At 69.2% G+C, this 15,278-nt stretch carries 11 protein-coding genes; 9 read left to right on the forward strand and 2 right to left on the reverse strand.

What is annotated here, in order from left to right:
• Positions 1-130 precede the first annotated feature (130 nt).
• Both AC5Y36_RS06445 and AC5Y36_RS06450 read right to left on the reverse strand, forming a co-directional pair.
• The gene (locus AC5Y36_RS06445) at positions 131-1,729 is read right to left on the reverse strand and encodes an N-acetylmuramoyl-L-alanine amidase (RefSeq protein WP_500040038.1); all 1,599 of its coding nucleotides are present in this window, start codon (positions 1,727-1,729) and stop codon (positions 131-133) included.
• Between the two features lie 116 nt (positions 1,730-1,845).
• Positions 1,846-2,868, reverse strand: coding sequence for a hypothetical protein (locus tag AC5Y36_RS06450; RefSeq protein WP_500040039.1), 1,023 nt, complete (start codon positions 2,866-2,868; stop codon positions 1,846-1,848).
• Between the two features lie 185 nt (positions 2,869-3,053).
• On the opposite strand from AC5Y36_RS06450, the gene glf reads away from it, so the two are divergent.
• From glf to fadD32, 9 genes are all read left to right on the forward strand, one after another.
• Entirely contained in the window at positions 3,054-4,265 is a 1,212-nt protein-coding gene (glf, locus tag AC5Y36_RS06455) for a UDP-galactopyranose mutase (RefSeq protein WP_500040040.1), read from the forward strand.
• Positions 4,258-6,156 (forward strand): glycosyltransferase, encoded by a 1,899-nt coding sequence (locus AC5Y36_RS06460; RefSeq protein ID WP_500040041.1) that lies wholly within the window; start codon positions 4,258-4,260, stop codon positions 6,154-6,156. Before glf ends, AC5Y36_RS06460 begins: the two co-directional genes overlap by 8 nt.
• On the forward strand, positions 6,149-6,673 hold the full coding sequence (locus AC5Y36_RS06465) for a phosphatase PAP2 family protein (RefSeq protein WP_500040042.1): 525 nt from the start codon (positions 6,149-6,151) through the stop codon (positions 6,671-6,673). Before AC5Y36_RS06460 ends, AC5Y36_RS06465 begins: the two co-directional genes overlap by 8 nt.
• Positions 6,670-7,593: a decaprenyl-phosphate phosphoribosyltransferase gene (locus AC5Y36_RS06470; RefSeq protein ID WP_500040043.1), complete on the forward strand. Its 924-nt coding sequence runs from the start codon at positions 6,670-6,672 to the stop codon at positions 7,591-7,593. The genes AC5Y36_RS06465 and AC5Y36_RS06470 overlap by 4 nt, the downstream gene beginning before the upstream one ends.
• Positions 7,523-9,556, forward strand: coding sequence for a terminal beta-(1->2)-arabinofuranosyltransferase (gene aftB / locus AC5Y36_RS06475; RefSeq protein WP_500040044.1), 2,034 nt, complete (start codon positions 7,523-7,525; stop codon positions 9,554-9,556). Before AC5Y36_RS06470 ends, aftB begins: the two co-directional genes overlap by 71 nt.
• Before the next feature lie 431 nt (positions 9,557-9,987).
• Positions 9,988-11,007, forward strand: coding sequence for an esterase family protein (locus AC5Y36_RS06480; protein ID WP_500040045.1), 1,020 nt, complete (start codon positions 9,988-9,990; stop codon positions 11,005-11,007).
• Between the two features lie 194 nt (positions 11,008-11,201).
• Positions 11,202-12,071: an alpha/beta hydrolase-fold protein gene (locus AC5Y36_RS06485; RefSeq protein ID WP_500040084.1), complete on the forward strand. Its 870-nt coding sequence runs from the start codon at positions 11,202-11,204 to the stop codon at positions 12,069-12,071.
• Between the two features lie 126 nt (positions 12,072-12,197).
• Positions 12,198-13,214, forward strand: a complete 1,017-nt coding sequence (culp6, locus tag AC5Y36_RS06490) for a carboxylesterase Culp6 (protein WP_500040046.1) — start codon at positions 12,198-12,200, stop codon at positions 13,212-13,214.
• A gap of 148 nt (positions 13,215-13,362) precedes the next feature.
• Positions 13,363-15,270, forward strand: coding sequence for a long-chain-fatty-acid--AMP ligase FadD32 (gene fadD32, locus AC5Y36_RS06495; RefSeq protein WP_500040047.1), 1,908 nt, complete (start codon positions 13,363-13,365; stop codon positions 15,268-15,270).
• The last annotated feature ends 8 nt before the right edge of the window (positions 15,271-15,278 follow it).

Raw genomic sequence — 15,278 nt, forward strand, 5'->3', positions numbered from 1 at the left:
GAGGCAGCCCGTTCGCCCCCACCTGGGCCGATGCCTCGGTTGTCGCTCAGCCGCGGGCAGATCGACACATGCTCCGGATCTCGTGACTCGTGAGGCCGGTGTGGGACCAGCGTGGCCCAGCGTCGGGAACTCAGGTGACCGGCGTGAAGTGTTCGGCGGGCACATCCTCGGCGCCCTCCGGCGGTGGCGGCAGCAGCGGCTGCGGGATCCCGTCGGTGATCCGGATGACGGTGCCGTTGAGCCGGTCGAACGTCAGGGCCCCGTGCTGGAAGTTCTGTCCGATCCACATCGGCTCGGCGAACTCCGCGCTGGTCGGCAAGCCCAGCGGCCCCCGCTCATAGCCCAGTGACGCCCAGGCCGCCAGCAGGGCCCCCATGATCGGCTGGGTTCCGACCTCCGGCGACCAGTACATCGCGCCGTGCTCGAAGGTGGCGTAGCGCGCCTCGCCCTCCGCCGGCAGCTCCGCGGACGTGGGCGCGCCGAGCACGCTGTTCATGCCGCCCATGTCCTGCCACCGGGCGTAGATCGCGCCGCCCTGCAGCGCCGCGGCCAACTCATCGGGGCTGGGTGGCGTGTTGAATCGCGCCGCGTAGGCGCGGATTTCGTCGAGCGCCGCATATCCGGCATTGCCCGGGCATTCGGTGGCGCCCACATCGCGGTGGGTGAAGATGGCCGGCAGCGTGGCGGCGGCGCCGCGGCCGAAGTGGGTGTAGGAGCCGCCCTCGGACACCAGCACCGCGGTGCCCAGCGGGTCGACCCCGGCCAATCCCAGCCGCCAGCCCAGCAACCGGCCCAGGTTGCGGATCTGGATCGGGGTGGGCGGCTCGGCTTCGAAGTTGCCGATCATCGCCACACCCCAGGTGTCGCGGTTGAAGCCTCCGGTGTGGGCGCCCTCGACGGGTCGGGCGATACCGCCGGCCCGGCCTTCGAAGACCTGCCCGTACCGGTCGACCAGCGCGTTGTAGGCGATGTCGCACCAGCCCAGCGTCTGGGTGTGATACGCGTAAATCGCCTGCACGATGCCCGGCGAGTCCTCCGGCTGGTAGTCGTTGCCCTCGGCGGTGTGGTGGACCACCGCAGCGCGGACCGCCGGGTCGTACTCCGTGCCGCCGCACCGCATCCCCTCATCGGCGCCCCACTGCACACGGCTGATGATGGCGGGCGGCTGGCCGGGCACCACGACGCCCGTCGGCGGGGTCCACTGGATGTCGACCGGGGCGCGCGGCGGACTGATCAGCACGGCCGAGAAACTCGGGCCGAGGGGTGCTTCAACAGCGGCCGGACGGTAGCCCAGGGCGGGTGCGGCCTTCTCCTGCTGCGTCGGCGTGACCGCCGAGCCCTCGGGCCGGCTGACCGAGATCTGCACGGAGGTGGTCAGCCCGACGAACACCGGTTCGGTGCCGTGCGGACCCGGCGAGGCGCCGGCGTCCAACGTCTCGGTGTCGTACCAGGGCCCCCACGACCCGTCGGTGCGTTTGGCCCGTACCCGCGCCGAGGTGCCGGTGAGATCCGTGCCGGTCAGCGCGACCATGGAGAACGGGGTCTGTTGACCGACCTCGCGGATGGTCACCCCGCCACCGACGCCGGGCAGCGGCCGTTCGGCCAGCTGGGTCGCCACGCGCGGGGGCGCGGCAGCCCGTTCGTCGTGGTGACGGTCGAGCGCCCAGGGCAACAACACCGCGGTCGCCGCAATGGCGGTCAACACGGCGGTCGGTGGGCGAGACAGCACGCCCTGATGTTACGGATGTGTCAGGTGTGACTGTTGTTATGACACGGTGTTTTTGTCCACCAATGTGGCAACGGCACCGCAGAGTGCGACCCTGCGGTGCCGTTTCGCGATAGGTCTCAGGCTATCGGCGCCACCGTGGCCACGTCGCCGGCCGCGGACGCGGCCTCACCAATGGCGGCCGGAGCGGCCGCGGCTCCACCGGCCCCCTGCATGGCCTGGGTGATCGACGGCATCACCATGCCCTTGAGCAGGTCGATCGCCTGGCCGGCACCCAGTTGGTTCGCGGCACTCATCACGTCGCTGACAATGCCGCCACTCGGGGCGCTTTGCGGCATCGCACCCAGCGACGGGTCACCCAGGATCGGGTAGGTCCCGCCCAGGCCGGGGTCCAACCCGACCGGTGCGGTGATCGGCACTTCGTTGGGGCCGGTCAGCCCGACCGGCGTGTAGGCGCCGGCACCCGGGTAGCCGCCCAGCGTCGGGTCGGTCAGGCCCGGGGTGCCGAGGCCAGGGGTGCCCAGGCCGGGCGTGCCCAGGCCCGCCGGGTTCGTCGCCCCGAGACCGCCGGGCAAGGCGCCGGGCAGACCGCCGGTCGGACTGGTCAGGCTGGGGTCGGAAACGACGGGGTTGCTCAGCGCCGGGTCGGTCAGACCCGGAGAGGTCAGTCCCGGTGCGGCGCCGGGCGTGGTCAGACCGGGGGTTCCCAGGCCGGGCGAGGTCAGGCCGGGGGTCCCCAGGCCGGGCGACGTCAGGCCAGGAGTTCCCAGGCCGGGCGAGGTGAGCCCCGGGGTTCCCAGACCAGGCGAGGTCAAACCGGGCGAGGTCAGGCCGGGCGAGGTGAGCCCCGGGGTTCCCAGACCAGGCGAGGTCAGGCCGGGCGACATCCCCGGGTAGGCACCGGCCCCCGTCCCGCCGGCCAGCCCGGTCGGCAGGTTGATCCCGAACTGCGACAAGCCCTGCGACAGGGCCGACATCAGCTCGTTGGGCAGGTCGGTGATCGACGCGGCCGGGACGAACTCCTGATGTTGTGGCGTGGCGGTCAATTCAGAAACAGCGATTACGGCAAAAGGACTCGCAACGGCCAGGGCGGCGACCGCACTTGCGGCTGTCGAGAGCCTGCGTCGACGTCGATTCGGCACGGAAGTCTCCTCAATATCTTGGGGCGTTTGCGGCGGGAAGCCGACACTGTCGATGGTACGGACGTGACAGTTGTTACTGGTGTGACGAGATCGAATCGTGAGGCAATCGCGACCTAAACTGCGTCGCACCTCCGCCGCCGTTGCGAATCGGGCCATGCCGGTGCGGTCGGATACCCTAGGCGCCGATGACTTCCCCTCCTAGACGCTATGACCTCTATGTCGTCGGCTCCGGATTCTTCGGCCTGACCATCGCCGAGCGCGTGGCCACGCAGCTCGACAAGCGCGTCCTTGTCGTCGAGCAGCGCCCGCATATCGGCGGCAACGCCTACTCCGAAGCCGAGCCGCAGACCGGCATCGAGGTGCACAAGTACGGCGCGCACCTGTTCCACACCTCCAACACCCGGGTCTGGGACTACGTCCGCCAGTTCACCGAGTTCACCGGCTACCAGCACCGGGTGTTCGCGATGCACAACGGGCAGTCCTACCAGTTCCCGATGGGGCTGGGCCTGGTCTCGCAGTTCTTCGGCCGCTACTTCTCCCCCGACGAGGCCCGGGCCCTGATCGCCGAGCAGGCCGCCGAGATCAACACCGCCGACGCGCAGAACCTGGAGGAGAAGGCGATCTCGCTGATCGGCCGCCCGCTCTACGAGGCGTTCGTCAAGGGCTACACCGCCAAGCAGTGGCAGACCGACCCGACCGAGTTGCCGGCAGCCAACATCACCCGGCTGCCGGTCCGCTACACCTTCGACAACCGCTACTTCAACGACACCTATGAGGGCCTGCCGGTCGACGGCTACACCGCCTGGCTGCAGAAGATGGCAGCCGACGACCGCATCGAGGTCCGGCTGGACACCGACTGGTTCGACGTCCGCGACGAGTTGCGTGCGACATGTCCGGATGCCCCGGTTGTCTATACCGGTCCGCTGGACCGCTACTTCGGCTACGCCGAGGGCCGGCTGGGCTGGCGCACCCTGGATTTCGAGCTCGAGGTGCTGGCGACCGGCGACTTCCAGGGCACCCCGGTGATGAACTACAACGACCCGGACGTGCCGTTCACCCGCATCCACGAGTTCCGCCACTTCCACCCCGAACGCGACTACCCAGGCGACAAGACGGTGATCATGCGGGAGTTCTCCCGCTTCGCCGAGGACGACGACGAGCCGTACTACCCGATCAACACCGAAGCCGACCGCGCGCTGCTGGCCGCCTACCGTAACCGCGCGAAGGCCGAGACGACGTCGTCGCGGGTGCTGTTCGGGGGCCGGCTGGGCACCTACCAGTATCTGGATATGCACATGGCCATCGCCAGTGCGCTGAATATGTACGACAACGTCTTGGCGCCGCACCTGCGCGACGGTGTGCCGCTGGACAGAAACGAAAGCAGTACTGATGTCTGACAACCCCGGCACGGCGGCCGTGAGCCAGCTCGCGCGGGTCATCCTGCCCCGCCACGGCGAGCCGCTGGACGTGCGCAAGCTCTACATCGCGGAGTCGACGACCAACAGCCGCCGCGCCCATCCGCTGACCCGGACCAGCCTGGAGATCGGCACGGAGTCCGAGGTGTCGTTCGCGACGTACTTCAACGCGTTCCCGGCGTCGTACTGGCGGCGCTGGTCGACGCTGCAATCCGTGGTGCTGCGGGTTGAGTTGACCGGGTCCGCCCGCATCGACGTGTACCGCTCCAAGGCCACCGGCGCCCGCATCGCGGTCGACGGGCGGGCGGTGTCCAGCGCGGCGGACGGCGGTCCGGCCGTCGTCGAGTTCGAGGTCGGGCTGCAGCCCTTCGAGGACGGCGGCTGGATCTGGTTCGACATCACCACCGACTCGGCGGTCACCCTGCACAGCGCCGGCTGGTTCGCGCCGTGCGAGGCGCCCGGCAAGGCCAACGTCACCGTCGGCATCCCGACGTTCAACCGGCCCGACGACTGCGTCAACGCGCTGGCCGCGCTGACCTCGGACCCGTTGGTGGACGAGGTGATCGGCGCGGTGATCGTGCCCGATCAGGGCACCCGCAAGGTGCGCGACCATCCGGACTTCCCGGCGGCGGCCGCCGCCCTGGGCACCCGGCTGTCCATCCACAACCAGCCCAACCTGGGCGGCTCCGGCGGCTACAGCCGGGTGATGTACGAGGCGTTGAAGAACACCGACTGCGACCAGATCCTGTTCATGGACGACGACATCCGCATCGAGCCGGATTCGATCCTGCGGGCGCTGGCGCTCAGCCGGTTCGCCAAGGATCCGATCCTGGTCGGCGGGCAGATGCTCAACCTGCAGGAGCCCTCGCACCTGCACGTGATGGGCGAGGTCGTCGACGCGAGCGTGTTCATGTGGACCAACGCCCCGCACACCGAGTACGACCACAACTTCGCCGAGGACCCCCTCGCCGAGACCGAGGAGCTGCACCGGCGCATCGACGTCGACTTCAACGGCTGGTGGATGTGCATGATCCCGCGTGCCGTCGCCGAGGAGCTCGGCCAGCCGGTGCCGTCGTTCATCAAGTGGGACGACGCCGAATACGGGCTGCGCGCCCGCGAACACGGCTACGCCACCGTCACCCTGCCCGGCGCGGCGATCTGGCACATGGCCTGGAGCGACAAGGACGACGCCATCGACTGGCAGGCCTACTTCCACCTGCGCAACCGGCTGGTGGTGGCCGCCCTGCACTGGAACGGTGACGTCAGCGGCCTGATCCGCAGCCACCTCAAGGCAACCCTGAAACACCTTGCCTGCCTGGAATATTCGACGGTCGCCATCCAGAACAAGGCGATCGACGACTTCCTGGCCGGTCCCGAGCACATCTTCTCGATCCTGGAGTCGGCGCTGCCCGACGTGCACGCGATGCGCAAGACCTTCCCCGACGCGGTGGTGCTGCCGGCGGCCAGCGAGCTGCCGGCGCCGTCGCGGATGCACCGGGCGATGAAGCCGCCGGTGAACCCGCTGGCCATCGGCTACCGGCTGATCCGCGGCATCGCCCACCAGATGAAGCGGGAAGACCCCACCCATCACCATCGTCCGCAGCTCAACGTGCCGACCCAGGACGCCCGCTGGTTCTTGCTGTGCACCCAGGACGGGGTCACCGTCACCACCGCCGATGGCCGCGGCGTGGTCTACCGCCAGCGCGACCGCGCCAAGATGGCGTCGCTGCTGTGGCAGTCGCTGCGCCGGCAGCGCCAGCTGGCGCGCCGCTTCGACACGTTGCGCCGCACCTACCGGTCGGCACTGCCGGTCCTGTCCAGCACCCACCAATGGGAATCGGTGCTGATCGATACCGCGTCGGGCCGTGACTGAGCCGGCGCGCGGCGAGGCGGCCGCATTGGTGGCGGTGCAGTCGGCGTTGGCCGATCAACCCGGCGTACTGACCACCGCGCGGGCCATGTCGCACTTCGGCGAGCATGCCCTGGGCTGGCTGGCGGTGTCGGCGGCCGGCGCGCTGGCCCAGCCAAGCCGGCGCCGCGCCTGGCTGCTGGCCGGCGCCGGGACGCTGGCCGCGCACGCTGCGGCGGTGGTCATCAAGCGGGTGGTCCGCCGCAAACGCCCGAACCACCCGGGAATCGCGGTCAACGTCGGCACCCCGAGTGCTTTGAGCTTCCCGTCCGCGCACGCCACCTCCACCACCGCGGCGGCGATCCTGCTGGGTCGCGCCGCCGGGCTGCCGCTGCTGCCGGCCGTGCTGGTGCCGCCGATGGCGCTGTCCCGGATGGTGCTCGGGGTGCACTATCCCAGTGATGTCGTGGTGGGCGCCGCGGTCGGTGCCGCGGTCGCCGCGGCCGCAATCCGGCTGGACAACTCGGGAGAGTCGCGATGAGTGCAGAAACTGAAGACCAAGTGTCGGAGCCCGGCCCGCCGGCCAACCTGGTCACCGGCGTCATCAAGGCGTTGCGGCCACGGCAGTGGGTGAAGAACGTTCTGGTGATCGCCGCACCGCTGGCCGCGCTCGGCCGCGGCGTGCACTACGACTACGCCGACCTGGCGTTCAAGGTGCTGATCGCATTCGTGGTGTTCTCCCTGGCGGCCTCATCGACCTATCTGGTCAACGACGCCCGCGACGTGGAAGCCGACCGGGCGCACCCCACCAAGCGGTTCCGGCCGATCGCTGCCGGGGTGGTACCCGAGTCGTTGGCCTACGTCCTAGCCGCGGTACTGGCGGCGGTGTCGCTGGGCCTGGCTTGGTGGCTGACACCGAACCTGGCCCTGGTGATGGCGATCTATCTGGCGATCCAGCTGGCCTACTGCTTCGGGCTCAAACATCAAGCAGTGCTGGATATCTGCATCGTCTCCTCGGGATTTCTGATCCGGGCCATCGCCGGCGGCGTGGCCGCCGACATCTACCTGTCCCAGTGGTTCCTGCTGGTGATGGCGTTCGGCTCGCTGTTCATGGTGGCCGGCAAGCGCTACGCCGAACTGCAGCTGGCCGAACGCACCGGGGCCAAGATCCGCAAGTCGCTGGAGAGCTACACCAATACCTACCTGCGTTTCGTCTGGACGCTGGCGGCCACCGCCATGGTGGTGTGCTACTCGCTGTTCGCCTTCGAGCGCGACAATGGCTCGGGTTCGTGGTTTGCGGTGTCGATCGTCCCGATCACCATCGCGGTCCTGCGCTATGCGGTCGACGTCGACGGCGGGCTGGCCGGCGAAGCCGAGGACATCCTGCGGCATGACCGGATGCTGCAACTGCTGGTGCTGGCCTGGCTCGGAACCATCGGTGCAGCCGTTGCGTTCGGCTAGCGCGGCACGCCGCCCGGAGCCGCCGCTGGCCGCAGGCTGGCCGGCGTTCCCCTACGACGTGGTGGTCCGGGTCAGCCTGTGGGTGAGCGTGGCCACCGTGATGGCGCTGTTCGGCTGGGGCGCCTGGCAACGACGCTGGATCTCCGATGACGGGCTGATCGTGCTGCGCACGGTGCGCAACCTGCTGGCCGGTAACGGACCGGTGTTCAACGCGGGTGAACGCGTCGAGGCCAACACCTCCACGGTCTGGACGTTTCTGCTGTATGCGGGAAGCTGGCTGGCCGGGCCGATGCGGCTGGAGTACGTCGTGCTGACCACCACCCTGGTGCTGTCGGTGGCGGGGGTGGCCCTGATCATGCTGGGCACCGCGCGGTTGTACGCCCCCAGCCTGCAGGGACGGCGCGCGGTGCTGCTGCCGGCCGGGGTGCTGGCCTACATCGCGGTGCCGCCGGCCCGCGACTTCGCCACCTCCGGTTTGGAGAACGGACTGGTGGTGGCCTGGTTCGGACTGTTCTGGTGGATGCTGGTGTGCTGGTCGCAGGCCCTGCGGGGACGCCCGGCCGGATGGGTGTTCGCCGGGGCGTTGGCGTTCGTGTCCGGGCTGTCGGTGCTGGTCCGCCCCGAATTGGCGCTGCTGGGCGGCGGCGCGCTGATCATGATGCTGATCGCCGCACAGGGCTGGCAGCGGCGGGCGCTGATCATCGCGGCCGGCGGGCTGCTGCCGGTGGCCTACCAGATCTTCCGGATGGGCTACTACGGGCTGCTGGTGCCGGCCACCGCGGTGGCCAAGGACGCCGCCGGCGACAAGTGGTCGCAGGGCATCACCTACCTGACCAACTTCAACCGGCCCTATGCGCTGTGGGCCCCGGTGGTGCTGCTGCTGGCGCTGGGCCTGTCGCTGGCCGCCACCCGCAGCCGGGCGTGGTGGATTCGCCGCCGGGTGCCGCCGAGCTACAGCCTGCTGGCCCGCATCATTCAAAGCCCGTCCTCGGTGGTGGTGTTCATCATGATCAGCGGGCTGCTGCAGGCCGCGTATTGGATCCGCCAGGGCGGCGACTTCATGCACGGCCGGGTGCTGCTGTTCCCGCTGCTGTGTCTGCTCACCCCGGTGGCGGTGATCCCGGTGATGCTGCCCGACGGGGTGCGCTACTCCCGCCAGGCCGGCTACCTGTTCACCAGCGCGGTCTCGGTGCTGTGGCTGGGCGTGGTGGGCTGGTCGATCTGGGCGGCGAACTCCTCCGGGCTGGGGGACGACGCCACCCGCGTCACCGAGTCGGGGATCGTCGACGAGCGCCGGTTCTACTCCCAGGCCACCGGACATGCCCATCCCCTGACCGGCGAGGACTACCTGGACTATCCGCGGATGCGCGCGGTGGTGACCACCCTGGAGCACACCCCGGAGGGGGCGCTGCTGTTGCCGGCGGGCAACTACGACCAGTGGGACGTCGTCCCGCCCATCCAGCCGATCCCGCCCGGAACCCTGCCCGGCGGGCCGACCCCGCACGCGGTGTTCTTCACCAACCTGGGCATGTTGGGCATGAACGTCGGGCTCGACGTGCGGGTGCTCGACCAGATCGGGCTGGTGAATCCGCTGGCCGCGCACACCGAACGGCTGCAGCACGGCCGGATCGGCCACGACAAGAACCTGTTCCCCGACTGGGTGATCGCCGACGGCCCCTGGGTGAAGTGGTACCCCGGCGTGCCGGGGTACCTCGACCAGGCGTGGGTCGCCCAGGCCGAGGCGGCGTTGCAGTGTCCGGCCACCGCGCAGGTACTGAACTCGGTGCGCGGGCCGATGGGGCTGCACCGGTTCACCTCCAACCTGCTGCACGCCTATTCGTTCACCAAGTACCGGATCAACCGGGTACCGCGTTACGAGCTGATCCGCTGCGGGCTGGACATCCCCGATGTCCCGTCGAACACCGGCCCGCCGTATACCGGTATGCCCGCGACCGGGCCCTGAGCGCGCACAGCGTCCGCGAGCGGTACTTTCACGACGCGTCCGCGGCGTGTTGCGTCGTGAAAGTGCCGCTCGGCATGGGGGTGCGTTTGACAAAGCCGCCGCGCGGCCGATCTACTGTCTTCTCGAAATCCGGGGGGATTCACTGGCGCGACGCGATTGTTACCAGCGTCACAAAATGCTTCCAGGACACAACCCGCCGGTGGTGCAAGGCAGCAACGCCGCATCCAAGTTCTCACCGGCAACAACTGCCCGGTGAGCATAGCGAAGCCGACGATTTCCGGCTTCCGGCGCAGGCCCGCGTGGCGCGTGGGTCAGCGATCGTCGATGAGAGAGTTTCCACAGAGTTGTGGTTGACTACACGGGATCTGCTGCGCCCTGCGCATGCAGTTGGACCAACAGGATTGGCCTAACAAAGGATGAGGAAAGCAAGAATGAAGCTGGTGAACAGGTTTGCCGCCGCGGCGAAGGACATGCCGCGCCGGCTTGCAGTCGCTGCCGCGGGTGCGGCCCTGCTGTCGGGTGCCATCGGCGTTGTCGGCGGTTCCGCGACGGCGGAGGCGTTCTCCCGGCCCGGGCTGCCCGTCGAGTACCTGCAGGTGCCGTCGGCCGGGATGGGTCGCGACATCAAGGTTCAGTTCCAGAGCGGTGGCGCCAACTCGCCGGCCATCTACATGCTGGACGGTCTGCGTGCCCAGGACGACTTCAACGGCTGGGACATCAACACCCCGGCGTTCGAGTGGTACTACGGCTCGGGTGTGTCGATGGTGATGCCCGTCGGCGGTCAGTCCAGCTTCTACAGCGACTGGTACCGCCCGGCGTGCGGTAAGGCCGGATGCTCCACCTACAAGTGGGAGACCTTCCTGACCAGCGAGCTGCCCGCCTACTTGTCGGCCAACCACAGCGTCAAGTCCACCGGCAGCGCCGCGGTCGGTCTGTCGATGGCCGGTTCGGCCGCGATGACGCTGGCGATCTACCACCCCGACCAGTTCGTGTACGCCGGCTCGATGTCGGGCTTCCTGAACCTGTCCGAGGGCTGGTGGCCCGGCCTGGTCAACATGTCCATGGGTGACGCCGGCGGCTACAAGGCCGACGACATGTGGGGTCCGTCCAGCGACCCGGCCTGGCAGCGCAACGACCCGATGGTCAACATGTCCAAGCTGGTCGCCAACAACACCCGCCTGTGGGTGTACTGCGGTAACGGCACCCCCAACGAGCTGGGTGGCAGCAACCTGCCGGCCGAGTTCCTGGAGAAGCTGACCATCCGCACCAACAAGACGTTCCAGGACAACTACATTGCGGCCGGTGGCCACAACGCGGTGTTCAACTTCCCGGACTCCGGTACCCACGACTGGGGCTACTGGGGCCAGCAGCTGCAGGCCATGAAGCCTGACGTGCAGCGGGTGTTGGGCGCCACGCCTGGCGGTGGCACTGCGGAGACGCAGGGCAACTAGCCCGATAGCACTAACCGCCAACGGCGGCGACCGTCCAGGTCGCCGCCGTTGGCCGTTTCCGGCCTCGGTCCCCGCCGGGTATGGTTCACTACCTTGCGGGCGGGCCGGGGGTTCACGCGGGCGCGGCGAAGGCAAGCGACGATTGAGTGAGGTGGCTGAAAGTGGCGAGGAACGGGTTGTCGATTCTGCTCCGGATGATGTGCACGGCAGCCCTGGCCCTCGGGCTGTGGGGTGTGACCACCGCGGCCGGCTCCACCGGCACCGCCCACGCCGCCTACGAGACGTTGATGGTGCCGTCGGCGGCGATGGGTCGTGACATCCCGGTGGCGTTCCTGGCCGGCGGCCCGCACGCCGTGGTCATGCTCGACCCGTTCAACGCCGGACCCGACGTCAGCAACTGGGTGACCGTCGGCAACGCGATGGGCACCCTGGCCGGTAAGGGCGTCTCGGTCGCCGCACCGGCCGGCGGCGCATTCAGCATGTACACCGACTGGGAGAACGACGGCTCCAAGCAGTGGGACACCTTCTTGTCCAGCGAACTGCCCGACTGGCTGGCCGCCAACAAGGGCCTGGCCCCGGGCGGGCACGCCGCGGTCGGCGCCGCCCAGGGCGGCTATGCCGCGATGGCGCTGGCCGCCTTCCACCCGGACCGCTACGGCTTCGCCGGTTCGCTGTCGGGTTTCCTGTACCCGTCGCGCACCCAGGACAACGGCGCCATCACCGCGGGCTTGGCGCAGTTCGGCGGCGTCGACGCCAACGGCATGTGGGGCGCGCCCCAGCTGGGCCGGTGGAAGTGGCACGACCCGTGGGTGCACGCGGACATGCTGGCCCAGAACAACACCCGGGTCTGGGTGTACAACGGCACCGGCGGCGCCAGCGACCCGGCCGCGATGATCGGCCAGGAGGCCGTCGCCACCGGCAGCGGCCGGTTCTTCTACCAGCAGTACCGCAATGTCGGTGGACACAACGGCCACTTCGACTTCCCCGGTGGCGACAACGGCTGGGGGGCCTGGAGCTCGCAGCTGGGCGCCATGACCGGCGACATCGTCGGCGCCATCCGCTGACCCGGCCGCGTTGACCCTGCGCCCAGGGCGCAGAAGTGCGAGTAGCCAACGCCACAGACGCAGGGTCAATGCGGTGAGCGGCCGCTCGGTACGGTGGAGGAGCTAGCCCACCGTGAGCAGGAGACCATGGCGAACAATTCCCGGCGCAAAAGGCGCCGCATTCTCGGCTGGGTTGCGGCGATCTCCATGGGGGTCGCGGTAGCGCTGGTCCTCGTCGCGGTGGTGATCTGGATCCGTCGCCCCGCCACGCCGCCCAGCCCCGAACCACCGATCGCGGTGCCCCCGACGACGTCCGGCCCGACGTCGCGGCCACACAAGCCGCGGCCGGCCTTCCAGGACGCCAGCTGCCCCGACGTCGAGCTGATCTCGGTGCCGGGCACCTGGGAGTCCTCGCCGGCGCTGGACCCGCATAATCCGGTGGAATTCCCGATCGCGCTGCTGCTCAACGTCACCGGGCCGATCGTCGAGCAGTTCGACGCCGCCCGCCTGGCCACGTTCACGGTGCCCTACACCGCGCAGTTCCACAATCCGTTCGCCGCCGACAACCAGATGTCCTACAACGACAGTCGCGCCGAGGGCACCACGGCCACCCGCAAGGCGCTCACCGACATGAACACCCGCTGCCCGCTGACCGGCTACGTGCTGGTCGGGTTCTCCCAGGGCGCGGTGATCGCCGGGGACATCGCCGGTGAGATCGGCAACGGCAAGGGGCCGGTCGACGAGGATCTGGTGCTGGGCGTGACGCTGATCGCCGACGGCCGTCGCCAGCAGGGCGTCGGCAAGGACATCGGCCCCACCCCGCCGGGCCAGGGCGCCGAGATCACCCTGCACTCCATGCCGATGCTGTCCACCCTCGGGTTGACGATGACCGGGGAACGTCCCGGCGGGTTCGGCGACCTCAACGACCGCACGAACGAGATCTGCGCGCCCGACGACCTGATCTGTTCGGCCCCGCCCGAGGCCTTCAACATCGCCAACCTGCCCCGCACGCTGGAGATCCTGGCCGGCGGTGCGGGCCAGCCGGTGCATGCGATGTACGCCACCACGCAGTTCTGGATGGACAACGGAAAGTCCGCGACGCAATGGGCGCTGGACTGGGCGCACGGCGTCGTGCAGAACGCGCCGACCCCAAAGCACGGCTGAACGCCCGGGCGCCCAGCGACACGCCGTACCCTAGTGATTTGGCGCACGGGATTTGGTGCGCGCCGGACTGGCCAGTAACATTAAGAAGATTTTAAGAGCATGAGCGGTCGGCTGCAGCCGGCACGAGTGCGTGAACAGGAGTAGCGGCATGACCCAGGCGGCCCGGGGGTACCACAACCCGTTCATCAAGGACGGCAAGATCCGGTTCCCCGACAACGGCAGTCTGGTCAACACCGTCGAGCGGTGGGCCAAGGTGCGCGGCGACCGGCTGGCGTACCGCTTCCTGGACTTCTCCACCGAGCGCGACGGCGTGGCCCGCGACATCTCCTGGTCGGAGTTCGGCGCCCGCAACCGCGCCATCGGCGCCCGCCTGCAGCAGGTCACCCAGCCCGGTGACCGGGTCGCCATCCTGTGCGCGCAGAACCTGGACTACCTGACGGCCTTCTACGGCACGCTGTACGCCGGCCGGATCGCGGTGCCGCTGTTCGACCCGGCCGAGCCCGGCCACGTGGGTCGCCTGCACGCGGTGCTCGACGACTGCACCCCGTCGGCGATCCTGACCACCAGCGACTCCGCCGAAGGCGTCCGCAAGTTCTTCCGCAGCCGCCCGGCCAAGGACCGGCCGCGCATCATCGCCGTCGACGCGGTCCCCGAGGAGGTGGGCGCCACCTGGGAGCGGGTACCGGCCGAGACCGACACCATCGGCTACCTGCAGTACACCTCCGGGTCCACCCGCACCCCGACCGGCGTGCAGATCACCCACCTGAACCTGCCCACCAATGTCGTCCAGGTGATCCACGGCATCGAGGGCAAGGACGGCGACCGCGGCGTCACCTGGCTGCCGTTCTTCCACGACATGGGCCTGATCACCATCGTCATCTCCTCGGTGATCGGCTACCAGTGCACGTTCATGACCCCGGCGGCGTTCGTGCGCCGGCCCGACCGCTGGATCAAGGAGCTGGCCCGCAAGGAGGGCGACACCGGCGGCACCATCTCCGCGGCCCCCAACTTCGCGTTCGAACACGCCGCGGCCCGCGGGGTGCCCAAGGACGGCGAGGCGCTGGATCTGAGCAACGTCAAGGCCATCCTCAACGGCAGCGAGCCGGTCTCGGCGTCGTCGATCCGCAAGTTCAACGAGGCGTTCGCGCCGTACGGCTTCCAGGAGAAGGCGATCAAGCCGTCCTACGGGCTGGCCGAGGCCACCCTGTTCGTCTCCACCACCCCGATGGAGGAGAAGCCCAAGATCATCCACGTCGACCGCGACGTGCTGAACAACGAGAAGCGGTTCGTCGAGGTGGACCCGTCGGCGCCGAACGCGGTGTCGCAGGCATCGGCCGGCCGGATCGGGATCGACGAGTGGGCGGTCATCGTCGACGCCGAGTCGGCCACCGAGTTGCCCGACGGTCAGGTCGGCGAGATCTGGATCGCCGGCAACAACATGGGCACCGGCTATTGGAACAAGCCGGAGGAGACCCGCGAGACCTTCCACAACGTGCTGAAGTCGCGCACCACCCCGTCGCACGCCGACGGCGCCGAAGACGACCGGCTCTGGGTGCGCACCGGCGACTACGGCGCCTTCTACGGCGAGGACCTCTACATCACCGGCCGGGTCAAGGACCTGGTGATCGTCGACGGTCGTAACCACTACCCGCAGGACCTGGAGTACTCGGCGCAGGAATCCAGCCGCGCGCTGCGCGTCGGCTACGTCGCCGCGTTCTCGGTGCCGGCCAACCAGTTGCCGCAAGAGGTGTTCGACAACCCGCACTCGGGCCTGCACTACGACGCCGACGACAGCTCCGAGCAGCTGGTCATCGTCGGCGAGCGTGCGCCCGGCGCGCACAAGATGGACTACCAGCCCATCGCCGACGACATCCGGGCGGCGATCGCGGTACGCCACGGGGTCACCGTGCGCGACGTGCTGCTGGTGTCGGCGGGCTCGATCCCGCGGACCTCCAGCGGCAAGATCGGCCGACGTGCCTGCTGCACGGCTTACATCGACGGCAGCCTGCGCGGCGGAAACACCGCCCCGAACTCCTTCCCCGACCAGGCGGAATAAATCCCCTT

The sequence above is a fragment of the Mycobacterium sp. NGS50 genome, assembly GCF_059812545.1.

Excerpts from the sequence above, each read along its gene's own strand:
- aftB (WP_500040044.1), top strand. The coding sequence starts at position 7,523 with ATGACCGGATGCTGCAACTGCTGGTGCTGGCCTGGCTCGGAACCATCG.
- AC5Y36_RS06485 (WP_500040084.1), top strand. The coding sequence starts at position 11,202 with ATGATGTGCACGGCAGCCCTGGCCCTCGGGCTGTGGGGTGTGACCACC.
- fadD32 (WP_500040047.1), top strand. The coding sequence starts at position 13,363 with ATGACCCAGGCGGCCCGGGGGTACCACAACCCGTTCATCAAGGACGGC.
- culp6 (WP_500040046.1), top strand. The coding sequence starts at position 12,198 with ATGGCGAACAATTCCCGGCGCAAAAGGCGCCGCATTCTCGGCTGGGTT.
- glf (WP_500040040.1), top strand. The coding sequence starts at position 3,054 with ATGACTTCCCCTCCTAGACGCTATGACCTCTATGTCGTCGGCTCCGGA.
- AC5Y36_RS06480 (WP_500040045.1), top strand. The coding sequence starts at position 9,988 with ATGAAGCTGGTGAACAGGTTTGCCGCCGCGGCGAAGGACATGCCGCGC.
- AC5Y36_RS06470 (WP_500040043.1), top strand. The coding sequence starts at position 6,670 with ATGAGTGCAGAAACTGAAGACCAAGTGTCGGAGCCCGGCCCGCCGGCC.
- AC5Y36_RS06460 (WP_500040041.1), top strand. The coding sequence starts at position 4,258 with ATGTCTGACAACCCCGGCACGGCGGCCGTGAGCCAGCTCGCGCGGGTC.